Source organism: Amorphus sp. MBR-141 (assembly GCF_053628695.1).
On the sequence record NZ_JBRJGW010000015.1, the window covers coordinates 21237 to 44676 of the forward strand.

Here is a 23440-nt window from a genome sequence, read left to right on the forward strand (position 1 = left end):
GACCGGCCGCACCGGGCGCCGCGCCGATGGCGCCGCCGCCGGGGTGCCGGTCGTGGCGTGTCGAGACCCTCATGCCGGCCGGCCGGGCCTGGCCGGTCGGCGGAGACCGTCGGGCCTTCGGCCACGTCGCTCCCCTGCGCCGTGCCGGAAGGTGCCCCCGGATCCTTTCCCGACCATCCGGTCGATGGGAAATGGCTCCGGATTCAATGCCTTGAGCAGTTTCTTGCCGTGAGCCGTTCGTTCTCGTCCAGATCGCCGGGATCCGGACGGGCAGGCTCTAGGTCAGGAAGAAGCCCATCAGCGCGAGCAGGATGGCGAGGCCGAGGATGCTCCACTTCACCAGCTTGGTGAATCCGGCATATGTCCGCTCATGCTCGGAATAGTCCATGGAGGTCATGTGACCTTCGTCATGCAGCAGGGGCGCAGTGCCAGCGGGGTGGTGAGCCATGATCTTCCTCGATGTCCAGTCGCGCGTATTCGGGGGCTTTGTAACCGTGGATCGGGCGCGGGGCAACGCGCTCCGGCGCGGATTCTGAGGGCGTGCGATCGATTGCAGGCACTTGCTGTGCGATTCGGGCGGCGCCTGCGGCGGTTGCCGGTGCGGCCGCCCGGCCTGACGGGGACGCGCCTCCGGCTCAGCGGGCGGTGCGCTCGCTGGCGAGATCGGAGAGGACGTCGATCAGGCCGTCGTCCCAGTACGGCGTCGGCGCGTAGAGATCGGCCAGGAAATCGATGAACAGCCGGACCTTCGCCGGCAGGAAGCGGCGCGTCGGATAGATCGCGTAGACGCCGACCCGGTCGGAGGCCTGGTAGGTGGGCAGCACGATCTTCAGCCGGCCGGCGGCCAGGTCCGGCCCGACATCCCAGGTCGACCGGAGCGCGATGCCGAGGCCGGCGAGCAGCGTCTCGCGCACCACCTCGCTGGAGTTGGTGGAGAGGGGGGCTGCAGGGCGCACGGTCACCGGGCCGTCGGGGCCCTCCAGGCGCCAGGGGATCTGCTGCAATGCGGCAAGGCAGGCATGGTCGGAGAGGTCGTCGATGGTGGCCGGTTCGCCGTGCCGCTCGAGATAGGCCGGGGCGGCGCACAGCACCCTGTAGACGGGCGCCAGGCGCTTGGCGACCAGGCTCGAATCGGTCAGCGCCGCGATGCGGATCGCCAGGTCGTAGCCGTCGGCGACGATGTCGACGAACTCGTCGCTGAGGACCAGGTTGATCTGCAGGTCGCCGTGGGCGTCGATGAAGCGGCCGAGATGCGGCGCGATGTGCATCCGGCCGAACGAGGTGGGGGCGCTCACCTTCAGCGTGCCGCGGGCCATGGTGGACCGGCGGGTGACGAAGGCTTCGGCTTCCTCGATCGACGCGAGAATGGCGACGACGTGCTCGTAGTAGCCCTGGCCGGCCTCGGTCAGCGCCAGCTGCCGCGTCGTCCGCTGCAGCAGCCGGGTCCCGAGCCGCGTCTCCAGCCGGCGGATCCGCTTCGAGATCACCGCCGGCGACAGGCCCATTCCCCGACCGGCAGCCGACATCGACCCGGCGCCGACCACCCGGGCGAAAATTTCCATGTCTGTGATGTCGCTCATCGAGTGTTATCAGTATGGAAAATGAGGAACGGGCTGGGCGAAGGTCGCGCACTGGTCCCGGTTGACCGGGTATCCGGGACGCAATTGCAGGTAGATGTGCGAGTGTGCGGACTAGCATGCTCGAACAGATCTGCCCAACGAATTGCGGACGGGCCGCAGCGGCGGCGGCCGCGGATTCGGACTCGCGGCGCGAGACGGCGGGCCGAACGGAGGAGCCGATGAGTGGTCTGGTCATGCCGCGCCCGAGCGAGGACACGCTCAAGCGGCGCGCGGCGATCGTCGCGGCGATGCGGGAGATCGTGCCGAACGAGGGCGTGATCGCCGACGACATCGAAATGCGCGCCTACGAATCCGACGGGCTGACCGCCTATCGCCAGATGCCGCTGGTGGTGGTGCTGCCGGAGACGGTCGAGCAGGTCAGCCGCATCCTCGCCTATTGCCATGCGCACGACGTCAAGGTGGTGCCGCGCGGCGCGGGGACGTCGCTGTCGGGCGGCGCGCTGCCGCTCGCCGACGGCGTGCTGCTGTCGATGATGAAGTTCAACCGGGTCCTCGACCTCGATTTCGACAACCGCACCGCGACCGTCCAGCCCGGCGTCACCAACCTCGCCGTGACCCAGGCCGTCCAGCACCGCGGCTTCTATTACGCCCCCGATCCCTCGTCGCAGATCGCCTGTTCCATCGGCGGCAACGTCGCGGAGAATTCCGGCGGCGTGCATTGCCTCAAGTACGGCCTCACCACCAACAACGTGCTCGGCCTGGAGATGGTGCTGGTCACCGGCGAGGTGATCCGCCTGGGCGGCAAGCACCTCGACAGCTGCGGCTACGACATGCTCGCCATGATGGTGGGCTCCGAGGGGCTGCTGGCCGTGGTCACCGAGGTGACGGTGCGGATCCTGAGAGCACCCGAGACCGCCCGCGCGCTGCTCATCGGCTTCCACACCAGCGAGGCCGCCGGCGCCTGCGTGGCGGAGATCATCGGTGCCGGCATCATCCCGGCGGGAATGGAGATGATGGACGCTCCGGCCATCCTCGCCGCCGAGGACTTCGTCCATGCCGGCTATCCGCGCGATGCGGAGGCCCTGTTGATCGTCGAACTCGATGGTCCCGGTATCGAAGTTGATCATCTCATCTCGGACATAGAGCGCCGTGCCCGAAACAACGGCGCGTTCCACATCCGCATTTCATCTTCGGAGGAGGAGCGCGCCAAGTTCTGGGCAGGCCGGAAAGCAGCCTTTCCGGCTGTCGGTCGGATCTCCCCCGACTACTATTGCATGGACGGGACCATTCCCCGCAAGTCGCTTCCGCTGGTGCTGCGCCGGATGCGGGAATTGTCTGAGGAATATGGCCTGCGCGTCGCGAACGTTTTTCACGCCGGCGACGGGAATCTTCATCCCCTGATTCTTTACGATGCCAACAAGGAGGGGGAACTTGAGCGCGCGGAAGCTTTCGGCGGGGCGATTCTCACCTTGTGCGTCGAAGTCGGCGGCTGCCTGACGGGGGAGCATGGCGTCGGCGTCGAGAAGCGCGACCTGATGCCGACGATGTTCAACGAGGACGACCTGAAGCAGCAGCAGCGCGTCAAGTGCGCCTTCGACGAGAAGCATCTCCTCAATCCCGGCAAGGTCTTCCCCGTCCTGCACCGCTGTGCCGAGCTCGGCCGGATGCACGTGCACGCAGGCGCGCTGCCGTTTCCCGACATTCCCCGATTCTGAGGGCGAGATGAGCGAACGGCTGAATCCTGCGACCGCGGACGAGGTGCGGGACTGCGTGGCCTGGGCGGTGTCGGCGCGCGAGCCGCTGGAGGTCGTGGGGCTGGGAACCAAGCGCGCCATCGGCCGGCCGGTCCAGTCCGGCCACACCCTGGACGTCTCGGCGCTGGACGGGATCCTCGTCTACGAGCCGGAGGAGCTTGTGCTCACCGTGCGGGCCGGCACGCCGCTCGCCACCATCGAGGCGGCGCTGGCCGAGGGCGGCCAGGAGTTCGCGTTCGAGCCGGTCGACTATTCGGTGCTGCTGGGCACCGGCGCCGGGGCGGGAACGGTGGGCGGGCTGCTCGCCGCGAACCTGGCGGGACCGCGCCGGATCAAGGCCGGGGCGGCGCGCGACCATATCCTGGGGCTGCACGCGGTGTCGGGCCGGGGCGAGACCTTCAAGGCCGGCGGCCGGGTGGTGAAGAACGTCACCGGCTACGATCTCGCGCGCGGCCTCGCCGGATCGTGGGGCACGCTTGCGGTGTTCACCGAGCTGACCTTCAAGGTGCTGCCGCGGGCCGAGACGACGGCGACGCTGTGTGTCCGGGGGCTGGACGATGCGGCGGCGGTTCGGGCGATGGCGGACGCGCTCGGATCGGCGTCGGACGTCTCCGGCGCGGCGCACCTGCCGGCGGCGGTGGCCGGCTCGGTCGACGGGATCGCGGCGGACGGATCGTCCGTGACCGCGGTGCGGATCGAGGGCTTCGCGCCGTCGGTGCGTGCCCGCACCGACGGCCTTTCCGCGCTCTTCGCCGGACTGGGAAGCATCGAGACGCTCGGCGCGGAGGCCTCCGGGGTGTTCTGGCGCGACGTGCGGGACTGCCGGCCGTTCGCGGACGGCGCCGCAAAGGCCGTCTGGCGCGTGTCGGTCGCACCGACCGCCGGTGCCGCCGTGGTCGCGGCGCTCTCCGCGACCCGGCCGCTCAGGGCCTTCTACGACTGGGGCGGCGGCCTGGTGTGGATCGAGACGGCCGCCGAGGAAGATGCCGGCGCGGCCGAGCTGCGGCGGACGATCGCGGCAAACGGCGGCGGCCACGCGACGCTTGTTCGCGCCGGCGCGGCGCTACGCTCGTCGGTGCCGGTGTTCGAGCCGGAGGAGGCGGGCCTGGCGGCGCTGTCGCGGCGCCTCAAGGCGCAGTTCGATCCGGAGGCGGTGCTCAACCCGGGACGAATGGTCATCGGGCTTTGATCGTGGCGCGAGATGAGCGATGGTCGGCCGATCGGACGGAACGAGGCGCCGTGAGCCACGCGGCCGCAGAGCGAAAGGGAACGACGCATGAGTGATCCCACCCTGTCGGGCGGACCGGCCGAGCCGGGCATCTTCGATCCCGGCCGTGCCAACGTGCAACTGGTCTACGGCCTGTATCTGGCGAGCTTCGTGACCGGCCTCACGGCGATCGTCGGGATCATCTTCGCCCATATCAACCGCGGCAAGGCGACCGGCTGGATCGAGAGCCACTACGTCTATGCGATCCGCACGTTCTGGATCGGCGTGGTCTACGGCATCATCGCCGCCGTGCTGGCGATCGTCGTCATCGGCGTGTTCATCGGTGTCGCCGCTGCCGTCTGGTTCATCGTGCGGTGCGTGAAGGGCCTGATCGCCGCCGGCAATCGCGAAGCCATTCCGAACCCGACGACGTGGTGGATCTGAGCTGAGCGCCCCGTAGCCGCTGCCGTCCGCGCCTCGTGGAGCGGGCGGCCGCGTGGAAGAGCCGAGATGCAGACCCATTTTTCGCCGGCCCAGCTTGCCGATCCGGCAACCGCGCATTCCGAGCAGATCCTGCGCAAGTGCGTCCATTGCGGGTTCTGCACCGCCACCTGTCCGACCTTCGTGCTGCTCGGCGACGAACTCGACAGCCCGCGCGGCCGCATCTACCTGATCAAGGACATGCTGGAGGCGGGACGGCCGGCGACGGAGCAGGTGGTCAAGCACATCGACCGTTGCCTGTCGTGCCTGTCCTGCATGACCACATGCCCGTCCAGCGTGAACTACATGCACCTGGTCGACCACGCGCGCGCGTACATCGAAGAGACTTACGAGCGCCCCTGGCACGACCGCGCGCTGCGGCGGGTTCTGGCCGCGATCCTGCCCTATCCCGACCGTTTCCGCTGGGCGGTGCGGCTGTCGGCGCTGGGCCGTCCGGTCGCGCCCCTTCTCACTAAGGGGCCGTTCGCGCGCCTGGGCGCGATGCTGCGGCTGGCGCCGGCGTCGATCCCGGCGACGGAGCGGATCGGGCGTCCGCATGTGGTTGCGGCGGCGGGGCCGCGCACCCGGCGCGTCGCGCTGATGACCGGCTGCGTCCAGTCGGTGATCGCCCCGGACATCAACGCGGCGGCGATCCGCCTGCTCACCCGCGCCGGCGTCGAGGTGGTGCTGCCGAAGGGTGAGGGCTGCTGCGGCGCGCTGGTCCATCACATGGGCCGCGAAGACGACGCCAAAGCCGCCGCCAGGGCCAACATCGACGCCTGGTGGCACGAGATCGAGCGGGGCGGGCTGGACGCCATCGCGATCACCGCATCGGGCTGCGGCACAACGGTCAAGGACTACGCCCACATGCTGGCCGGCGATCCCGACTACGCCGAGCGGGCAAACGAGGTGGCGGCGCGCGCCAGGGACATTTCGGAGGTGCTGGCCGACCTCGATCTGGGCCCGCCGAAGCGGCAGAGCGGAGCCGTCGTCGCCTACCATTCGGCGTGCTCGATGCAGCACGGCCAGCAGATCAAGACCGAGCCGCGGGCGCTGCTGGCGGATGCCGGATTTCGGGTGTCGGAGGTGCCGGAAGGCCATATCTGCTGTGGCTCGGCCGGCGTCTACAACATCCTGCAGCCGGAGATCGCCGGCCGGCTGAAGGCGCGCAAGGTCGCCAACATCGACCGCACCGGCGCCGACCTAGTGGCCACCGGCAACATCGGCTGCATCACCCAGATCGGATCCGGCAGCGAGCGGCCGATCCTGCACACGGTGGAACTTCTCGACTGGGCCTACGGCGGCCCGCTGCCGCGCGCCTTTGCCGGGCGGGCCGACCGCCTGAAGGAAACGACGCCGACCCCGGGCGTGGTCGAGGGCGCCGATCCGTCCCGCCAGGGTGTCGACGTCATCGCCACGCCCTGAGGCTCGGATAGATCGGGTGTCCCGGGCCGCTCCGACCCGATGCAGGACCAACGACCGACCCATGCGCGCTGCCGTCCTCCTCCTTGTCCTGCTCGCGGTTTCCGGTGCGCCGTTCCGGGCGGGGCCTGCCGCTGCGGCCGAGGACGGTCCGGCGCCGCTGCTGCGTGCCGACGACGGCCTCACGCCGCCGCCGCCGCCCGCCGTCACCGCCGGGACACCGGAGGCCGGGGACGGGGAGGAGGAGGACGATGCGGCCGCCGAGCTGGCGCGACTGTGCGACCTTCTGGTCACCGCGGCGGACACGCATGCCGTGCCGCCGGAGTTCTTCATCCGCCTGATCTGGAAGGAGAGCCGTTTCAATCCCAACGCGGTCAGCCCGAAGGGGGCCCAGGGGATCGCCCAGTTCATGCCGGGCACGGCGCGGGCGCGGGGTCTGGAGAAGCCGTTCGATCCGGCGCAGGCGCTGCCGGCGTCCGCCTCGTTCCTGAAGGCGCTGTTCGACCGCTTCGGCCACTGGGGGCTGGCGGCGATGGCCTACAACGCCGGCGAGACCCGGGTGGACGGCTATCTCGGCGGCGGCTTTCTGCCCTACGAGACCCGCGACTACGTCTACGCGATCACCGGCCGGTCGGCCGAATACTGGCGGACACGGCGGGCGCGGGAGATCGAGCGCGCGGCCCGCGAGGAAACGCTCAACCCGCATCCGCCGACTGCCCCGGCCGCGCCCGCGGTGGCGAAGCCCGACGACCCGCCGCCGGCGGAAGGCGGGGCGATCATGCTCGTGGCCTTCGCCGGCGGGGTAGTGCCCCACGCGGGGGCGGCGGCGGATATCGACGATCTCGAACCCGTGCTGCCGCCGCGGCCGCGGCCGGAGGACCTGGAGGGCCGACCGGTCGATTGCACGGCGCTGGTGACCACCCTCGGCAAGGCCCGCACCTCGCCGCGACCCCCGGGGGGAGGAGGCTGGGCGCCCTGGGGGGCGCAGCTGGCGGGCCACATGAACCCCTCGGTGGCGATGCGCCAGTTCGAGCGTGTGCGGGCGCGCATTCCCGGCGATCTGCGCGCCACCCCGCCGGTCGTCATCGCCAGGCGGGTCCCCGGCATGGGGCGCCGGGCGATCCATGCGGTGCAGCTCGGCGCCCCCTCGCGCGCCGGCGCCGCGGCGCTTTGCCGGCGCATCGGAGCGGCCGGCGTGCCCTGCGTGGTGGTGCGCAACTGAGGCTCTTTCCGCGCTGGTCCTTCCGGGCGTGCGGCAGCCCCGCGCCGGGATTGACACCTCCGGCGCGGGCAAGTAACCATCTCTGCAATCGATTGCACTTCGGGCTGCGAATTGTCGAGAATGGACATCCGCGGCCTTGCGCGCCCCGCGCCCGCGGGACGACACTGATCACATGGGCCGCCCAGAGCCCGAGCGTATCGGAGGAGACCATGACCAACATCATCACCCCGGCCCGCGGCGCCGGCATCGATTCCCTCGATCCGCACTGGAACTGGAAGCGGGCGATTCCGTCGCCCGGCCACACGAGCGTGGATTTCGAGCGCCGCGTCGATTTCGATCGGCTGCGCGACTACCGGCTGACCCGGGCGCGCCAAGCGCTGAAGGAATCCGGCTGCGGCGCGCTGCTGCTCTTCGACGTCAACAACATCCGCTACGTGTCCGGCACCAAGATCGGCGAGTGGGAGCGCGACAAGCTCTGCCGCTTCGCGCTGCTGGCCGGCGACAACGATCCGATCGTCTGGGACTTCGGCTCCGCCGCCGTTCACCACAAGATGTATTGCGACTGGTTCCCGGAAGACAACTGGCGCGCCGGCGTGCTCGGCATGCGCGGGACGATCCCGCCGTCGTTCGGACTGATGAAGATGCACTCGGAGGAGATCATGGATCTCCTGCGCCAGGCCGGCGTGGCCGACCAGCCGGTGGGCGTCGACCTCGCCGAGACGGCGATGATGTTCGAGCTGCAGAACGCCGGCATGAAGATCGTCGACGGCCAGCAGATCATGCTCGGCGCCCGCGAGATCAAGAACATCGACGAGATCGTGCTGCTGAACCAGGCGGCCGCCATGGTCGATGGCGTCTACCACATGATCTACGAGGAGCTGAAGCCGGGCGTCCGCGAGAACGACATCGTCGCGAAGGCCAACAAGATGCTCTACGAGATGGGCTCGGACGACGTCGAGGCGATCAACGCGATCTCCGGCGAGCGCTGCAACCCGCACCCGCACAACTTCACCGACCGTCTGCTGCGGCCGGGCGACCAGGCCTTCTTCGACATCCTGCAGTCCTACCAGGGTTACCGCACCTGCTACTACCGGACCTTCAACGTGGGCCGGGCGACGGACGTCCAGTACGATGCCTACAAGAAGTGCCGCGAGTGGCTCGACAAGGCGATCGCGATGATCAAGCCGGGCGTGTCGACCGACAAGGTCGCCGAGGTCTGGCCGAAGGCCGAGGAGTTCGGCTTCCCGAGCGAGCTGGCCGCGTTCGGCCTGCAGTTCGGCCACGGTCTCGGCCTGGCGCTGCACGAGCGGCCGATCATTTCGCGCCTCGTCTCCCTGGAGAACCCCATGGAGATCAAGACCGGCATGGTGTTCGCGCTGGAAACCTACTGCCCGGCGACCGACGGCTTCTCCGCCGCGCGGATCGAGGAAGAGGTGGTGGTCACCGACACCGGGTGCCGCGTCATCACCCACTTCCCGTCGGAAGAGCTGCCGATCGCCAACCGCTACTGAGCGGGATCATCCGCACAATCGAGGGAGGATCCGTGGTGAACGCACGGACCAGACGTTCGGCAAAGTCCGCGCCAGCGGCGGCCAGGAACGACGACATCGGCGAGGACGTGCGCCTCGCTCTGTATCGGAGCCAGGTGGAGATCCGCGACTGCGAGCAGCGGGCCTACGATCTCTTCCTGCAGAACCTGGTGAAGGGCACCAGCCACCTGGCGCTCGGCCAGGAGGCGATCGCCGCCGGCTTCGCCACCGCCATGAAGCCCGGCGACAAGAGCCTGTGCACCTACCGCGGCCATCACCACACGCTGGCCCGCGGCGTGCCGATGGAGAAGATGCTCGGCGAGCTGATGCAGCGCGACAACGGGCTGATGCGCGGCAAGGGCGGCTCGATGCACCTCGGTTCCGAGGAGCACGGGGTGCTCGGCTCCTACGCCATCATCGGCGCGCACCTGCCGATCGCCTGCGGTTCGGCGCTGCGGGCCCAGTACAACGGCGACGACGACGTCACCGTCTGCTTCTTCGGCGACGGCACCACCAACATCGGCGCCTTCCACGAGGCGCTGAACTTCGCGGTGGTCTGGAAGCTGCCGGTGGTCTTCGTGTGCGAGAACAATCTCTACATGGAGTACACGCCGATCGGCGACGTGACGGCGGTCGAACATCCCGCCGCCGACCGGGCCGCAGCCTACGGCCTGCCGTCGATCATCGTCGACGGCAACGATGCCGACGCGGTCTACCGGGTGGCCCAGGAGGCGTTCGCCAAGGCGCGCGCCGGCGACGGCCCGTCGCTCATCGAGTGCAAGACGTACCGCCACTCCGGCCACTCGCGCGCCGACCCGGCCAAGTACCGGCCGGAGGGCGAGCTGGAGAAGTGGAAGGAGCACGATCCGATCAAGCTCTACCGGCAGCGCCTCACAGAGTTCGGCGTGTCGGAAGACGCCATCAAGGCGATCGAAGCGGAGTCCAAGGCGAAGGTCGATGAGGCCACCGAGCTCTGCAAGGCGGCCCCGTTGCCGCCGGAAGAGCTCCTGTTCACCGACGTGTATGCGGATGGGAAGTGGTCATGGCGGAACTGACTTATCGCGACGCGGTCGCGCGCGGCATCGCCCAGGAACTCGAACGGGACGAGCGGGTCATCTTCTTCGGCGAGGACGTCGCCAAGGCGGGCGGCGTGTTCAAGGCGACCGTCGGGCTCTACGACAGGTTCGGCCCGAAGCGGGTGCGGGACTGTCCGATCTCCGAGCAGGCCATCCTCGGCGCGGCCATGGGCGCGGCGATGACCGGCATGCGGCCGATCGCCGAGATCATGTTCTCGGACTTCCTGGCCGTCTGCTTCGACTACGTGGCCAACGAGTTCCCGAAGGTGCGCTACATGTCGGCCGGTCAGTTCGGCTGCCCGCTGGTGGTGCGCACGGCGAACGGCGCGGGCTCGCGCTTCGGGGCGCAGCATTCCCAGTCGATCGAGAACTGGGCGATGATGATCCCCGGCCTCAAGGTGGTGGCGCCGTCGACGCCGGTGGACGTGGTGGGCCTGCTGGCCGCCGCCGTCCGCGATCCTGACCCGGTGATCTTCTTCGAGCACAAGTCGCTCTACGCCACCAAGGGCGAGGTGCCCGACGGCGAGATCATCGACACGCTCGGAACCGCGAAGATCGTCCGGCCCGGCAAGGATGCGACCATCCTGGCGCTGGCGCTGATGGTGCCGCGGGCGCTGGCGGCGGCCGAGGAGCTGGCCGAGAAGCACGGCATCGACGCGGAGGTCATCGACCTGCGCTCGCTGGTGCCGCTCGATACCCAGGCGATCCTCGCCTCGGTGGAGAAGACCGGCCGGCTGTTCACGGTGGAGGAAAACCCGCGGCTGTGCGGATGGGGGGCGGAGATCGCCTCGATCGTCGCCGACGAGGCGTTCTGGGACCTCGACGGGCCGATCGTGCGCATCACCACGCCGCACATTCCGCTGCCGGCCGCCGACAATCTCGAGGACATCGTTTTGCCGACGGTGCCGCGCATCGTCGAGACGGTCCGCACCTCGCTCGGCTGAGCGCGGTCGGGGCGACGGGGCAGCAGCACAGGATCCGACCGGGCGAGCCGGGCTCTCAGCCGGCGCCTGCGGATCGAACAAGGGAAGGTATCCCGTGGACAAGAACCTGATGGTTGATGTGGCGACCGACATGTACATCGGCGGCACCTGGCGCGAGGCCTCCGACGGCGGCCGCTTCGACGTCTACAACCCGGCCACCGAGACGGTGATCGCCTCGGTCGCCAGCGGCACCGTCGAGGATGCCAAGGCGGCGGTCGACGCGGCCGACGCGGCGTTCGCCGACTGGGCCGGCCGCAAGCCGCGCGAGCGCGCTGAAATCCTGCGCCGCGCCTTCGATCTGATCATGGCCGACAAGGACCGGCTCGCCCGGCTGATCACGCTGGAGAACGGCAAGGCGCTGCCGGATTCCCAGAGCGAGATCGCCTACGCGGCCGAGTTCTTCCGCTGGTATGCCGAGGAGGCCGTCCGCAACATCGGCGACGTGATGCGCTCGCCGACCACCGGCGCGCGGATCCTCGTCCACCACAAGCCGGCCGGCATCGGCGTTCTGGTGACGCCGTGGAACTACCCGGCCGCCATGGGCACCCGCAAGATCGGCCCGGCGCTCGCCGCCGGCTGCCCCGTCATCATCAAGCCGGCGTCGGAAACGCCGCTGACGATGCTGGCGCTGATGCCGATCCTGGAGGAGGCCGGCGTGCCCAAGGGCGTCGTCAACGTGCTGCCGTCGCGGCGCTCCGGCGCCGTCGCCGACGCCATGCTGGGCGATCCGCGGGTGCGGGTGGTGTCGTTCACCGGCTCCACCGAGGTCGGCCGGACGCTGCTGGAGAGCGCGGCCCGCAACATCGTCAATCCGGCGATGGAGCTCGGCGGCAACGCGCCGTTCATCGTCCGCCAGGACGCCGACATCGACGCCGCGGTCGAGGGCGCCATTCTCGCCAAGATGCGCAATCTCGGCGAGGCGTGCACCGCCGCCAACCGCTTCCTCGTCCATGACGACGTGTTCGACGCGTTCGCGGAGAAGCTCACCGCGAAGATGGGCGCCATGAAGATGGGCAACGGGCTGGAGGACGGCGTCGTCGTCGGCTCGCTGGTCAACAAGTCGACGCTGGAGAAGGTCGTGTCGCTGGTCGAGGACGCCACCTCGAAGGGCGCCAAGGCGACGACCGGCGGCAAGGCGCTGGGTGGCACCGGCTACTTCTATCCGCCGACCGTGCTGACCGACGTCAGCGACGACGCGGACCTTCTGAAGGAAGAGATCTTCGGGCCGGTGGCGGCGCTGCAGCGCTACTCCGACGACGAGGACCTGGTGCGCCGCGCTAACGACACCGAGTACGGCCTCGTCGCCTATCTGTTCACCCGCGACGTCACCAAGGGTCTGGCGATCGCCGAGCGGCTGGACTTCGGCATGGTCGGCCTCAACCGCGGCCTGGTCTCCGATCCGGCGGCGCCGTTCGGCGGCATGAAGCAGTCGGGCATCGGCCGCGAGGGCGGCCACGAAGGGCTGATGGAGTTCCTCGAGACCCAGTACGTCTCGCTGGAATGGTGAGCCCAAGAAGACCAAGGACCGGGAGTTCGCCATGGATGTCTTGATGCCCCAGATTGGCGAGACGGTGACCGAGGGCACCATCTCGACCTGGTTCAAATCGGTCGGCGACCAGGTGGCGCCCGGCGACAACCTGTTCGAGATCGAGACCGACAAGGTCGCGATGGAGGTCCAGGCGACCGAGGGCGGCGTGCTGCTGGCGATCCACGTGGGCGACGGCGAGACCGCACCGGTCGGCGCCGTGCTCGGGGTGATCGGCGAGGCCGGGACCAAGGTCGAGCCGCCGGCCAAGAAGGCCGAGGCTCCCGCCAAGGAGGACAAGAAGGTCGAGGCGAAGGCCGAACCGGAGGCGAAGCCCGCGCCGGCTGCGGCAAAGGCGGCGAACGGTGCGACCCCGCCCAAGAGGAGCGCGCCGACCGGTCCGGCCGAGGAGCGGCTCGACCCGTTCCGTCCGGTGCGGGCGCCGGAGGCCTCCTACGGTCCGGTCGACGGTCCCGACGGCGTCAAGCTGACGCCGCTTGCCCGCCGGCTGATCCAGCAGAACGGTATCGACCTGTCGGCCATCGCCGGCCGTGCCCAGGGCAAGCGCATCTCCAAGAAGGACGTGCTGGCCGCCATGGAGCAGGGCGTCGGCAAGGCGCAGGGGCCGCGTGGCGCGGAGACGCGCGGACCGGCGCCGGTGCAGGCCCCCCCGGTGTCCCGCCAGGAGGGCGACGAGGTGGTGCCGTTCAATCGCATCCGCCGGACGACCGCCAAGGCGCTGGGTGGCGTCTGGCAGTCGATGCCGCACGTCAGCCAGGGCATCGAGATCGACTTCACCGCCGTCGACAAGGCACGCAAGGCCGCCAAGGCGTCGTTTTCCGAGCGCCACGGCATCTCGCTCACCTTCCTGCCGTTCCTGGTCCGCGCCGTGGCGCTGGCGCTGGCGGAGTTCCCCAAGGTCAACTCCGCCTACTCCGACGACGGGCTGATCGTGCGGCGGTCGATCAATCTCGGCATCGCCATCGATCTCGCCCACGACGGTCTCGTGGTGCCGGTGCTACGCAACGTCGACGATCTGTCGCTGACGGGGATCGCCAAGCAGATCGACAAGCTAGTGAGCAAGGCCCGGTCGGGTGCGCTCGCCCCCGACGACTTCGAGGGCGCCACCTACGCCATCACCAACAACGGCTCGTTCGGCACCACCTTCACGACGCCGATCATCAACCCGGGCAACGCGGCCATCCTGTCGATGGACGCCATCGCCAAGAAACCGGTGGTGATGACGGTCGACGGGTTCGACGTTATCGTGCCGCGGCCGGTGGGCATGCTGGTGCAGAGCTTCGACCACCGGGCCTTCGACGGTGCCTACTCCGCGGCCTACCTGTCGCGGCTGAAGGAGCTCCTCGAGGGTCGCGACTGGTCGGCGGAACTCGGATAGGACCCGCGACATGGCCGACACCGGAACGTTCGACGTCGTCGTTGCCGGTGCCGGCCACAACAGCCTGATTGCGGCGGCCTATCTGGCGAAGGCGGGACTCTCCTGCCTCGTGCTGGAAGGCCGAGACGTCGTTGGCGGCAACACCGCCACCGACGAGATCACCCTGCCGGGCTTCCGCCACGACACCTGCTCGACGGCCCACAATCTCATCCAGTCGAGCCCGATCCTGCGCGATCACGAGCTGCCGCTCGCCGACTACGGGCTCAGCTACATCCTGCCCGACCCGGTCGTGCACATGCCGTTTCCCGACGGCAGCTCGATCACCCAGTGGCGCGACATCGAGCGCACCGCCGCAGAGTTCGCGCGCTTCTCCGAAGACGACGCCGCCGCCTACCGCCGGCTGATCGCCGACTATGCAGAGGTCGCGCCGGTCTTCTCGGCCGCAAGCTACACGCCGATCGGCTTCGGGCCCTCGCTGGCCGAGCGCCTCGCCGACCATCCGGACGGCGCGGTCTGGCAGCGGCGCATCGCGCTGTCGGCCTGGGACATCATCCGGGGCAATTTCGAGCACGAACGCACCCGCGCCTTCCTCCTCTGGATGGCGATGATGACGATGGTGCCGCCCGAGCAGGCAATGTCGGGGCGCCTCGCCTATTCGCTGGTGGCCGGCCGCCAGAAATGGAGCTGGACGCTGCCGAAGGGCGGTTCGGCGGCGCTGCCGGATGCGCTCGCCGGCTACATCGAGGCCAACGGCGGCGCCATCCGCACGGGATCGTGGGTGAAACGGCTGGTGGTGGAGGACGGCCGCTGCGTCGGGGTCGAATGCGCCGACGGGTCCGTGCACCGCGCCCGCAAGGCCGTCGTCTCGACGATCCACGTGAAGGACCTCGTCGGCATGGCGGCCGAAGATGCCTGGCCCGTGCCTTTTAAGGAAGCGGTCGACGGCTGGCAGAGCGGCATCGCCATGTTCGCCGCCCACTATGCGACGCGCGCGCCGCTGTCGTTCGCGGCGCACGGCGACACCCTGACGCCGTCGGCCGTCGGCATCATGCCGAGCGTCGACCGGGCGCTGCAGGTGGGTTCAGACGTGGCCCGTGGGCGGGTCAACCTCGACGATCCGCCGCTGCTGGTGATGTGTTCGAGCAGCGTCGATCCCTCGCGGGCGCCTGCCGGGCACCACACCGTCAAGGTGGTCGGCTTCCACCCCTACGACATCGACGGCGGCGCGGCGCGCTGGGACGGGCTCAAGGAGGAGGTCGCGGCCGCCAACCTGCGGCAGCTCCAGCGGTTCGTGCCCGGACTGACGGACGACGCGATCCTCGCCCACCACGTGAAGAGCCCGCTCGACCTGGAGCGGCTCAACCCCCACAACTGGCACGGCTCCTGCCATGGCGGGGCGCAGATCCCGGCGCAGGCGGGTGGGCTGCGCCCGGCGGCGGGCTGGGCCCAGCATCGCATGCCGATCCCGGGCCTCTACCAGACCGGCGCCACCACCCACCCCGGCGGATCCGTCTCCGGCGGGCCGGGCCGCAACGCGGCGATGGTGCTTTTGTCCGATCTCGATATTCCGTTCCCTGCCGGCGGCTGATCCGCCGGTGCGGAGCGCGAAATCGGCATCGCAACCGGCCGCCTGCGAAGAAATCGATCGCCTTTTTTCCCGGAGCATCCGATAGCATGAAGACGATCCCTTCGTCGGGGATCGGGGCGGTTCGGCCTTGCGTGCGCAAGGTGGTTCGGGAGATCTCAATGATTGAAGGGTTTACCGGCGGGTGCGCCTGCGGCGACGTGCGCTACGCGTGCGGCGAGGCGCCGAGGCTCGTCGGTCATTGTCACTGCGAGGACTGCCGGCGATCGAGCGGCACCGGTCACACCACCCATGTGATCGTCGACGAAGCGGCGTTTCAGCTGACCGGCGCCGTCGCGACCTACGAACGGGTCGGTGACAGCGGCGAGACGGTGACCCGCACCTTCTGCCCGCGCTGCGGCTCGCAGATCTTCGCGCGCTATGCGATCCGCCAGGGGACCATCCACGTCCGCGCCTCCAGCCTCGACGATGCCGCGCTGCTTTCGCCCGGGCTGATCGTCTACGCGAGCCGTCAGCTGGGCTGGGACGTGATGGACCCGTCGCTGCCCGCGTTCCCCGAAATGGCCTCCGACAGCGCGCGTGCGCTGCTGGAAGCCTGAGGCCGGTCCGGCGATCCTCTATCCGTCCGTGTCGGCGCTCTTGCGTCCGGGCCCGTCCTCGATCGGCGGCAGGGCGGGGCGGGGCGCGCCCGCCTGCGCCACGAAGGCATCGGTTCGCGGTGTCGCCGGCGGCGCCACGGTGCTGCCGCGCGGCACCAGCTCCACGTCCAGCACCTCGTGGACGGCCGGCAGCGCGCCGCGATCGGCGCCGAGGCGCTCCAGGATGATTTCCGCGGCCCGGCGGCCGGCTTCGTAGGTCTGGATGCGCACGGTGGTCAGCGGCGGCGTCAGCAGGTCGGTGAACGGCATGTCGTTGTAGCCGGTGACCGACACGTCCTCCGGCACCCGCAGACCGCGGCTCGCCAGCGCCCGCATGGCGCCGATCGCCAGCCGGTCGTTGGCGGTGATGACGGCGGTGAACGGGATGCCGCGGTCGATCAGGTCGAGGCACGCATCCTGGCCCTCGTCCTCGTTGAAGGCGCTCGCGAAGGCGATCAGGTCGCGCCAGTGGCGCAGCCGGTGCTTCTTGGCGGCGCGGCAGAAGCCGTAGTAGCGGAACAGGCCGGTCGACAGGCGCTGCGGGCCCGCCAGGTGCGCGATGGTGCGGTGGCCGAGGTCGACGACGTGCTGAACCGCGAGCGCGATGCCGCCGGTCTCGTCGTTGACGACATAGGACACCCGCTCGTCGTCGATCATGCGGTTGACGGTGACGACCGGCGCCCCGTCCTGCATCACCTGCACGATGGCGGCGTCCTGGCGCTGGGCGCTGGCGAGAATCAGCCCGTCGACGCCGCGCGCGCGCATCACGTCGATGAGGGCGCTCTCCTTGGCCGGATCGCTGTCGGTGTTGGCGATGATCGCCACGTAGCCCTGTTCGGCGAGCGTGTCCTCGATGCCGCGCAGGATCGGCGGGAAGATCATGTTGGTGATGTCGGGAACGAGCACGCCGATGGTCATCGACTGCTGGGTCCGGAGGCTCGAGGCGATCGAGTTCGGCCGGTACTGGAGTTCGTTGGCGATCCGGGTGATGCGCTCGGCGAGGGAATCGGTGATGAGATGGCGCGATTTCGGGTCGAGCGCGCGCGACACCGTCGAGGCGTGCACCCCGGCGGCGGCGGCCACGTCCTTCAGTTTCACCCTGACCTTCGCCATCGTTTGTCCTCGCCCCCGCCGTGCGGCGATGCGCTGTCGACATGTCCTGCATGAATAGCATGCCGGCTGCCTCCGCGGAATCGCTTGGAAAACGATTTCGGCAAGGGGTTGGGAGGCGAACGATGGGCCGAAGTCGGCTTGACCCGGTTGCAATCCCGCTCCCGATATGGCACCCATATGCAAACGATTGCATGACCGGTGCGCCGCCCTTTGCAGCCTGCTGCGACGGCAAGCCGGCAAATGGTTTCGGCCGCCAGGGAGCTCCCCGGCGGCCGCACCGCGGCAACGAAGGAGGAAACGATGAGAGTGGAGGCGACGGCGCAGGCGCGCGCCCGGCTTTCGAAGGCGTGGCGGGGCTCAAAGAGCCTGGCTGCTCCCCCCTCATCGGTGCGCCGCTCCCCGCTGCCCGCCCCCCCGACCATCCAACATCCTGCGAAAGGACCCGCTCATGATGGACAATAAGCACTCGCTCGGCTGGATCGGCATGGGCCGGATGGGCTACCCGATGGCGGAACGGCTGGTGAAGGCCGGCAACTCCGTCCACATCTGGAACCGCACGCGCGCGAAGGCGGAGCCGCTGGCCCAGAAGGGTGCCACCCTCGTCGACCGCCCGGCCGATCTCGCCGGCGTCGATGTGCTGTTCACCATGGTCTCCACCGGCTCCGACCTCGAGCACGTCTATTTCGGTCCGGACGGTGTGGTGTCCGGGGCCAACGGGAAGATGCCGAAGATCTTCGTCGACTGCTCGTCGATCGCGGTGGAGGAATCGGAGGACATCCGCGCCCGCCTCGCCGAGCACGGCTCGGAGTTCATCGCCGCGCCGGTCTCCGGCAACGGCAAATGCGTGAAGGCGGGCAAGCTCAGCGTGGTGGCGTCCGGCCCCGAGGACGCGTTCGCCACGGTGAAGCCCTATCTCGACGCGCTGGCCGGCCGCGGCGTCTCCTACGTGGGCGACGGCGAACTCGCCCGCATCTGCAAGATCGCCCACAACGTGATGCTCGGCGTGGTGACGCAGAATCTCATCGAGATCACGTTGATGGCGGAGAAGGCGGGCGTGCCGCGCCACGCCTTCCTCGATTTCATGAACAACAGCGTGATGGGGTCGGTGTTCACCCGCTACAAGTCGAACGCGCTGGTCAACCTCGACTGGACGACGACGTTCACGCCCTACCTGCTGCGCAAGGATCTCGACCTTGGCCTGTCGTCGGGACAGGAGCTCGGCGTGCCGATGCCGGTCACCGCGGCCACCCGCGAGGCGCTGCAGAACCACTTCGGGATGGCGCACCTGAAGGGCGACGCGGAAGCCTATCTCGCCAAGGACTTCACCACGCTGCTGGAGACCCATGCCCAGTATTCCGGCATGACGCTGCAGAGCGAGAACGTTCCGGTCCCGACCGGCCTCGAGGTCGAGGACAGCAAGGGCTGATACGCGGTTCGCGCCGGTGCGCGCGCGGACCCGATGAAACGGACCGGGGCGCCAGATGGGCGCCCCGGCCTGTCTCGCCGTTTCGGACGGGCTGTCCTCAGCCCTCGATGAAGGCGAGCACGTCGTTGTTGAAGCGGTCGGCCTCGATCTGGGCGAGCCCGTGGGAGCTCCCCTCGTAGATCTTGAGCTCGGCGCCCTCGACGATCCTGGCCGTCTTCAGCGCCGACGCCGCGATGGGGACGATCTGGTCGTCGTCGCCATGGACCACCAGCGTCGGCCGGTCGAACGCCTTCAGATCTTCGGTGTAGTCGACCTCCGAGAACTCGTGGATGCAGTCGTACTGGCCCTTGATGCCGCCCTGCATGCCCATCCGCCAGAAGCTGTGGCGCAGGCCGTCGTTGTCCTCCACGCCGTCCCGGTTGAAGCCGTAGAACGGCGTCGTCAGACCCAGATAGAAGTTCGAGCGGTCGAGGGCGGTGCCCTGGCGGATCCCGTCGAAGGCGTCGATCGGCGTGCCTTCCGGGTTGCCCTCGGTCTTCAGCATCAGCGGCGGCACCGCCCCGACGAGGACGACCTTGGCCACCCGCGCCGTGCCGTGCCGTCCGATGTAGCGGGCGACCTCGCCGCCGCCGGTCGAATGGCCGATCATCACCATGTCGGTGAGGTCCAGATGGTCGATCAGTTCGGCCAGATCGTCGGCGTACTGATCCATCGTGTTGCCGGCCCATGGCTGCGCGGAGCGGCCGTGACCGCGGCGGTCGTGGGCGATGACCCGGTAGCCGTTCTGGCCGAAGAACAGCATCTGCGCGTCCCAGGCATCGCCGCTGAGCGGCCAGCCGTGGGAAAAGACGATCGGCTGACCGGCTCCCCAGTCCTTGTAGAAGATCTCCGTGCCGTCGCTGGTGGTGAAAGTCGCCATCGTTGGTCTCCATGTCGGGCCGCCCGGGATCGAGGGCGGCGGATCGGTTGATCCGTGAGGGGCGCTGCGGCTTGCCGAACGCGGGGTCGACTGCTCGTCTCGGAGCCGCGTGCCGGTTGGCGGTCTTTTAAGTCGTACACGATTATATCGTGCACGATCTGATATGGCCAAGCCGTCCCGGGAGTCAAGCGCTTGCGATTTAATCGTGCGCGATTTAAATGAGCAGGAAAGGAGACACCATCTGGATGACGCAGCCATCGGCCCAGCCGCAGACCGGCGACATCGGGGATCTGCTCTGCTTCTCGATCTACTCCGCCCAGCACGCCTTCAACCAGTTCTACCGGCCGCTGCTCGAGCGCCTCGGGCTCACCTATCCGCAGTACCTGGTCATGATGGCGCTGTGGTTGGAGGACGGGCGGACCGTGAAGGAGCTGGGGAGCGCGCTCCGGCTGGAATCCAACACGCTCACGCCGCTTCTGAAGAGGCTGGAAGGGCAGGGCTACGTTACGCGCACCCGCGACCCGAAGGACGAGCGACAGGTGCGCGTCCGTCTCACCGGAGAGGGGCGGGCGATGAAGGCGCCGGCGGCGGAGGTGCCGCAATGCGTGTTCGACGCGGCGGGCATGGACGAGGCGGAGATGGCCGATCTGGTCAGGAAGATCTCGGCTTTGCGAGACCGGCTCGCCGAGCGCGCCGGCGGCTAGGGCGCTTTCCGCTCAGGTGGCATGGTCCGCTCGATCAGAAGTGGCTCCACGTGCGATCCCTTGAGCAATTGCTCTCCGTCCAGATCGCGTCGATCTGGACGGGAGATGCTGTGACGGATCGTCTGAGCCGAGCGGCTGGTCAACCGTCGACGATCGGTCAGGCGCTGCGCTGCCGCTCCTCGCGCAGGCTGGCGAGGTGGGGGTATTTCTCGGTGAGCAGCGAGCCCGGATAGTAGGTGACCTGGAAGGCGGGATGGGCGCGGATGGCGTCGAACCACGTCGCGATCGCCGGGCGGTCGGCCCACATTCCGTGCAGGTTGATGTCGTCCATCCGCACGATCACCGGCATCAGCGAGATGTCTGCCAGGCTGATCTTTTCGCCCAGGAAGAACGGCCCGCCGCTCGCCGAGATCCAGTCGTCCATGCGGGCGATGGTGCGGGCCAGACGGTCCATGGCCGAGGCCATTTCCTCCTCGGGAAAGCCGGTCCGGCCCATCTTCAGGAGGAACTCCTTCCGCAGCGGCTTGGAGTTCGCCAATGCCAAAAAGTCCTCCTCGCTCATCTGCTGGAAGTGCGGCAGGAAGGCGAGGTTGTAGGACGGCACCCGGATCGCCGGCGCCGGGATCTCGTCGATGTAGCGCAGCATCGAGCGCATCTTCGCGCGGTCCACCGGGTCGTCCGGCGTGAACGCACCGAGGTCCGGCACCACCTCGTCCAGATATTCCATGATGACGGCGGAATCGATGACGGTGCGGCCGTCGTGAACGAGGCTCGGCACCACCCCGTTGGGATTGATCGCCAGGTACCCCGGCTTCAGCTGATCGCCCGAGAACAGGTCGAGCTTGTGCTCCTCGAACGGCGTCCGCTTGGCGTTGAGCACGAACCTGACGCGCTGGCTGCACGTCGATTGCGGCGCATTGTAGAGAACGAAGTCGGTCATGCGCGCTCCTCAGTCCCAATCCAGAAAGCGTGGCAGCCGGCCCTTCTGGGCAAGCGTGCCGACGACACCGAGCGGAAAATACAGCAGCGCCAGCACCATGATGATCCCGGTGGCGAGAATGTTGATCTCGCTGGCGCCCATGGTGGCGGCGAAGAACTCGTTGAAGGCGACGATCAGCACGGCGCCGAGCACCGGGCCGGCGACCGTTCCCTTGCCGCCGATGATGCACATCAGCACCATGTAGGCGGCCACCAGGATGATCAGGAAGATGTTCGGCCTCAGGTAGGTGAGGTACTCGCCCCACACCGCGCCGGCCATGCCGACGAAGAAGGCGGACATCGCGAAGGCGGCGACCTTGTAGGCGGCGGTGTTGATGCCGGCGCTTTCGGCCTTCACCTCGTCCTGGGAGATGGCGCGCAGCCCCAGCCCGAACTTCGAGTGCTTGATCTTGTAGCTGGCGACAACCGCCAGCACGGCGATCACCAGCATCGCGTAGTAATACGGCACCTTGGCCCAGCGCACGTCGAGATCGGTGACGGGAAGCGTCACGCCGTTGGCGCCGCCCACATAGCCCCAGTTGTCGAACAGGATGCGGACGATCATCAAAAGCGCGATCGACGAGATGATGAAGGTCGGGCCCCGCATCCTGAGCGTGATCATGCCGACGCCGACGCCGACCGCCGCCGCGATCAGGCCGGCCAGCGGCGCGGTGACGAGCGTGCTGATGCCCATCTTGGCGAGGATCATGCCGGAGACGTAGCCGCCGATGCAGTAGAACACGTTGTGGCCGAGCGAGACGTAGCCCGTATAGCCGCCCAGGATGTTCCAGCTCGCCGCCATGGCGACGTACATCAGCGTGTAGAGCGCCATGTGCAGATAGTAGTTGTTGTTGCCGGCAAGCTGCATCGCCGGCAGGGCGATCAGCACGAGGAGCAGCGCCGCGGCGAAGATCCACGACCTGCCGCGCGCACCCTTCCGGGTCAGGCCGGCGTTGTAGGCGTTGCGGGCCGTCAGGACGTCGGCGACGGCATCCGAGCTGGTCTTGGTCGTGTCAGACATGTTCGGGCTTCTCTCCGAAGAGACCTTGCGGCCGGACCAGAAGGATGACGAACAGCGCGACGAAGAAGGTCATGGTCGACCACGTCGCGCCGGCGTAGGCGCCGACGAAGGCGGAGATCACCGCGAGCAGGAAGGCGGCGATCACCGTTCCCTGGACCGAGCCCATGCCGCCCAGCACCACCAGCGACATCAAAATCGCGATCCATTCCCAGTGCTTGGCCGGGAAGAACGAGAACACGAACGACACCAGCGAGCCCGCCGCGCCGGCCAGCCCGACGCCGATGCCGAACGAGACCAGCGACACGAAGTTGACGTTGACGCCGAGCAGTTCGGCCGCCCCCCGGTTCTGCGCGGTGGCGCGGATCGCATAGCCGAGGCGCGTGTAGCGCAGGAAGGCGATCAGGCCGAGGATGATGGCGATCGAGATGATGCCGGCGTAGAGCTGGCCCTTGGGGATGAAGATGTCGCCCATGAAGAACGCGTCGGTCGCATAGCCGGGGGAGGTGACGCGCTGGGTGTTGGAGAACATCGCTCCCAGCGCCCCGTCGACCACCATCGCCACCGCGAAGGTCAAGAGCACCGTCATCTCGGAGTACTTGGCGTTGCGCGCCTCTTTCTCGAAGACGAGCTTGTACAGGATGATGCCGATCACGAAGAGGACGGCGGCCGAGATCGGCAGCGACAGGATCGGGTCGATCCCGAACAGCGTGAAGCACCAGTAGGAGATGAAGGCGCCGGCGATGACCAGCGAGGGGTGGGCGAGATTGACGATCCGCATGACGCCGAACACCAGCGACAGCCCGCACGCCATCAGCGCGTAGACGCCGCCGAGGCAGAGGCCGAGGATCAGGATCTGGAGAGTGTGTCCCATGTCGTGCT

Annotated in this window: 21 protein-coding genes; 14 read left to right on the forward strand and 7 right to left on the reverse strand. The window is 68.6% G+C overall.

Annotation, left to right across the window (positions count from 1 at the left end; all coding sequences use genetic code 11):
• Positions 1-277: 277 nt before the first annotated feature.
• Positions 278-448, reverse strand: a complete 171-nt coding sequence (locus ACSSVZ_RS18715; protein WP_453972248.1) for an aa3-type cytochrome c oxidase subunit IV — start codon at positions 446-448, stop codon at positions 278-280.
• 187 nt (positions 449-635) lie between these two features.
• Positions 636-1580: a LysR family transcriptional regulator gene (locus ACSSVZ_RS18720; RefSeq protein ID WP_453972249.1), complete on the reverse strand. Its 945-nt coding sequence runs from the start codon at positions 1578-1580 to the stop codon at positions 636-638.
• 218 nt (positions 1581-1798) lie between these two features.
• Here ACSSVZ_RS18720 and ACSSVZ_RS18725 point away from each other — a divergent pair, with 218 nt between their 5' ends.
• The 12 genes from ACSSVZ_RS18725 (at position 1799) to ACSSVZ_RS18780 (ending at position 16361) form a co-directional block, all read left to right on the forward strand.
• On the forward strand, positions 1799-3295 hold the full coding sequence (locus ACSSVZ_RS18725; protein ID WP_453972250.1) for an FAD-linked oxidase C-terminal domain-containing protein: 1497 nt from the start codon (positions 1799-1801) through the stop codon (positions 3293-3295).
• A 7-nt stretch (positions 3296-3302) separates the two neighbouring features.
• On the forward strand, positions 3303-4523 hold the full coding sequence (glcE, locus tag ACSSVZ_RS18730) for a glycolate oxidase subunit GlcE (RefSeq protein WP_453972252.1): 1221 nt from the start codon (positions 3303-3305) through the stop codon (positions 4521-4523).
• An 87-nt stretch (positions 4524-4610) separates the two neighbouring features.
• Positions 4611-4985 carry a DUF4870 family protein gene (locus ACSSVZ_RS18735; protein WP_453972254.1) on the forward strand — a complete coding sequence of 125 codons (375 nt, stop codon included), beginning with the start codon at positions 4611-4613 and terminating at the stop codon, positions 4983-4985.
• A gap of 66 nt (positions 4986-5051) precedes the next feature.
• The gene (gene glcF / locus ACSSVZ_RS18740) at positions 5052-6446 is read left to right on the forward strand and encodes a glycolate oxidase subunit GlcF (RefSeq protein WP_453972255.1); all 1395 of its coding nucleotides are present in this window, start codon (positions 5052-5054) and stop codon (positions 6444-6446) included.
• Between the two features lie 61 nt (positions 6447-6507).
• The gene (locus ACSSVZ_RS18745; protein WP_453972256.1) at positions 6508-7665 is read left to right on the forward strand and encodes a lytic transglycosylase domain-containing protein; all 1158 of its coding nucleotides are present in this window, start codon (positions 6508-6510) and stop codon (positions 7663-7665) included.
• A 209-nt stretch (positions 7666-7874) separates the two neighbouring features.
• The gene (locus ACSSVZ_RS18750) at positions 7875-9176 is read left to right on the forward strand and encodes a M24 family metallopeptidase (protein ID WP_453972258.1); all 1302 of its coding nucleotides are present in this window, start codon (positions 7875-7877) and stop codon (positions 9174-9176) included.
• 35 nt (positions 9177-9211) lie between these two features.
• The gene (locus tag ACSSVZ_RS18755; RefSeq protein WP_453972259.1) at positions 9212-10249 is read left to right on the forward strand and encodes a thiamine pyrophosphate-dependent dehydrogenase E1 component subunit alpha; all 1038 of its coding nucleotides are present in this window, start codon (positions 9212-9214) and stop codon (positions 10247-10249) included.
• Complete coding sequence (locus ACSSVZ_RS18760) at positions 10237-11214, forward strand: alpha-ketoacid dehydrogenase subunit beta (protein ID WP_453972260.1); 978 nt, start codon at positions 10237-10239, stop codon at positions 11212-11214. Before ACSSVZ_RS18755 ends, ACSSVZ_RS18760 begins: the two co-directional genes overlap by 13 nt.
• Before the next feature lie 94 nt (positions 11215-11308).
• On the forward strand, positions 11309-12760 hold the full coding sequence (locus ACSSVZ_RS18765) for an NAD-dependent succinate-semialdehyde dehydrogenase (protein WP_453972262.1): 1452 nt from the start codon (positions 11309-11311) through the stop codon (positions 12758-12760).
• A 31-nt stretch (positions 12761-12791) separates the two neighbouring features.
• A complete protein-coding gene (locus ACSSVZ_RS18770) occupies positions 12792-14177 on the forward strand; it encodes a dihydrolipoamide acetyltransferase family protein (protein ID WP_453972264.1) in 1386 nt (461 codons plus the stop codon).
• 10 nt (positions 14178-14187) lie between these two features.
• Entirely contained in the window at positions 14188-15765 is a 1578-nt protein-coding gene (locus tag ACSSVZ_RS18775; protein ID WP_453972266.1) for a phytoene desaturase family protein, read from the forward strand.
• A gap of 158 nt (positions 15766-15923) precedes the next feature.
• Positions 15924-16361, forward strand: coding sequence for a GFA family protein (locus ACSSVZ_RS18780; protein ID WP_453972268.1), 438 nt, complete (start codon positions 15924-15926; stop codon positions 16359-16361).
• Between the two features lie 18 nt (positions 16362-16379).
• Here ACSSVZ_RS18780 and ACSSVZ_RS18785 read toward each other — a convergent pair whose 3' ends face one another.
• A complete protein-coding gene (locus tag ACSSVZ_RS18785) occupies positions 16380-17513 on the reverse strand; it encodes a LacI family DNA-binding transcriptional regulator (protein WP_453972269.1) in 1134 nt (377 codons plus the stop codon).
• Between the two features lie 451 nt (positions 17514-17964).
• On the opposite strand from ACSSVZ_RS18785, the gene ACSSVZ_RS18790 reads away from it, so the two are divergent.
• Positions 17965-18939, forward strand: a complete 975-nt coding sequence (locus ACSSVZ_RS18790) for an NAD(P)-dependent oxidoreductase (RefSeq protein WP_453972390.1) — start codon at positions 17965-17967, stop codon at positions 18937-18939.
• Positions 18940-19036: 97 nt separating this feature from the next.
• Here ACSSVZ_RS18790 and ACSSVZ_RS18795 read toward each other — a convergent pair whose 3' ends face one another.
• Positions 19037-19858 carry an alpha/beta fold hydrolase gene (locus tag ACSSVZ_RS18795; RefSeq protein WP_453972271.1) on the reverse strand — a complete coding sequence of 274 codons (822 nt, stop codon included), beginning with the start codon at positions 19856-19858 and terminating at the stop codon, positions 19037-19039.
• A 245-nt stretch (positions 19859-20103) separates the two neighbouring features.
• Here ACSSVZ_RS18795 and ACSSVZ_RS18800 point away from each other — a divergent pair, with 245 nt between their 5' ends.
• Positions 20104-20562, forward strand: a complete 459-nt coding sequence (locus ACSSVZ_RS18800; RefSeq protein ID WP_453972272.1) for a MarR family winged helix-turn-helix transcriptional regulator — start codon at positions 20104-20106, stop codon at positions 20560-20562.
• Positions 20563-20719: 157 nt separating this feature from the next.
• Here the strand turns inward: ACSSVZ_RS18800 and ACSSVZ_RS18805 are convergent, their stop codons facing one another.
• From ACSSVZ_RS18805 to ACSSVZ_RS18815, 3 genes are read right to left on the reverse strand one after another with little or no spacing between them, the layout of a single operon-like run.
• Positions 20720-21502, reverse strand: a complete 783-nt coding sequence (locus tag ACSSVZ_RS18805) for a glutathione S-transferase family protein (protein WP_453972273.1) — start codon at positions 21500-21502, stop codon at positions 20720-20722.
• Positions 21503-21511: 9 nt separating this feature from the next.
• On the reverse strand, positions 21512-22561 hold the full coding sequence (locus tag ACSSVZ_RS18810; protein WP_453972274.1) for a branched-chain amino acid ABC transporter permease: 1050 nt from the start codon (positions 22559-22561) through the stop codon (positions 21512-21514).
• Positions 22554-23432, reverse strand: a complete 879-nt coding sequence (locus tag ACSSVZ_RS18815) for a branched-chain amino acid ABC transporter permease (RefSeq protein WP_453972275.1) — start codon at positions 23430-23432, stop codon at positions 22554-22556. Before ACSSVZ_RS18815 ends, ACSSVZ_RS18810 begins: the two co-directional genes overlap by 8 nt.
• Positions 23433-23440: the final 8 nt, after the last annotated feature.

Bases quoted from the DNA above. Each gene is read 5' to 3' on its own strand.
- ACSSVZ_RS18715 (WP_453972248.1), bottom strand. From the start codon at position 448: ATGGCTCACCACCCCGCTGGCACTGCGCCCCTGCTGCATGACGAAGGT.
- ACSSVZ_RS18720 (WP_453972249.1), bottom strand. From the start codon at position 1,580: ATGAGCGACATCACAGACATGGAAATTTTCGCCCGGGTGGTCGGCGCC.
- ACSSVZ_RS18725 (WP_453972250.1), top strand. From the start codon at position 1,799: ATGAGTGGTCTGGTCATGCCGCGCCCGAGCGAGGACACGCTCAAGCGG.
- glcE (WP_453972252.1), top strand. From the start codon at position 3,303: ATGAGCGAACGGCTGAATCCTGCGACCGCGGACGAGGTGCGGGACTGC.
- ACSSVZ_RS18735 (WP_453972254.1), top strand. From the start codon at position 4,611: ATGAGTGATCCCACCCTGTCGGGCGGACCGGCCGAGCCGGGCATCTTC.
- glcF (WP_453972255.1), top strand. From the start codon at position 5,052: ATGCAGACCCATTTTTCGCCGGCCCAGCTTGCCGATCCGGCAACCGCG.
- ACSSVZ_RS18745 (WP_453972256.1), top strand. From the start codon at position 6,508: ATGCGCGCTGCCGTCCTCCTCCTTGTCCTGCTCGCGGTTTCCGGTGCG.
- ACSSVZ_RS18750 (WP_453972258.1), top strand. From the start codon at position 7,875: ATGACCAACATCATCACCCCGGCCCGCGGCGCCGGCATCGATTCCCTC.
- ACSSVZ_RS18760 (WP_453972260.1), top strand. From the start codon at position 10,237: ATGGCGGAACTGACTTATCGCGACGCGGTCGCGCGCGGCATCGCCCAG.
- ACSSVZ_RS18770 (WP_453972264.1), top strand. From the start codon at position 12,792: ATGGATGTCTTGATGCCCCAGATTGGCGAGACGGTGACCGAGGGCACC.
- ACSSVZ_RS18775 (WP_453972266.1), top strand. From the start codon at position 14,188: ATGGCCGACACCGGAACGTTCGACGTCGTCGTTGCCGGTGCCGGCCAC.
- ACSSVZ_RS18780 (WP_453972268.1), top strand. From the start codon at position 15,924: ATGATTGAAGGGTTTACCGGCGGGTGCGCCTGCGGCGACGTGCGCTAC.
- ACSSVZ_RS18785 (WP_453972269.1), bottom strand. From the start codon at position 17,513: ATGGCGAAGGTCAGGGTGAAACTGAAGGACGTGGCCGCCGCCGCCGGG.
- ACSSVZ_RS18790 (WP_453972390.1), top strand. From the start codon at position 17,965: ATGGACAATAAGCACTCGCTCGGCTGGATCGGCATGGGCCGGATGGGC.
- ACSSVZ_RS18795 (WP_453972271.1), bottom strand. From the start codon at position 19,858: ATGGCGACTTTCACCACCAGCGACGGCACGGAGATCTTCTACAAGGAC.
- ACSSVZ_RS18800 (WP_453972272.1), top strand. From the start codon at position 20,104: ATGACGCAGCCATCGGCCCAGCCGCAGACCGGCGACATCGGGGATCTG.
- ACSSVZ_RS18805 (WP_453972273.1), bottom strand. From the start codon at position 21,502: ATGACCGACTTCGTTCTCTACAATGCGCCGCAATCGACGTGCAGCCAG.
- ACSSVZ_RS18810 (WP_453972274.1), bottom strand. From the start codon at position 22,561: ATGTCTGACACGACCAAGACCAGCTCGGATGCCGTCGCCGACGTCCTG.
- ACSSVZ_RS18815 (WP_453972275.1), bottom strand. From the start codon at position 23,432: ATGGGACACACTCTCCAGATCCTGATCCTCGGCCTCTGCCTCGGCGGC.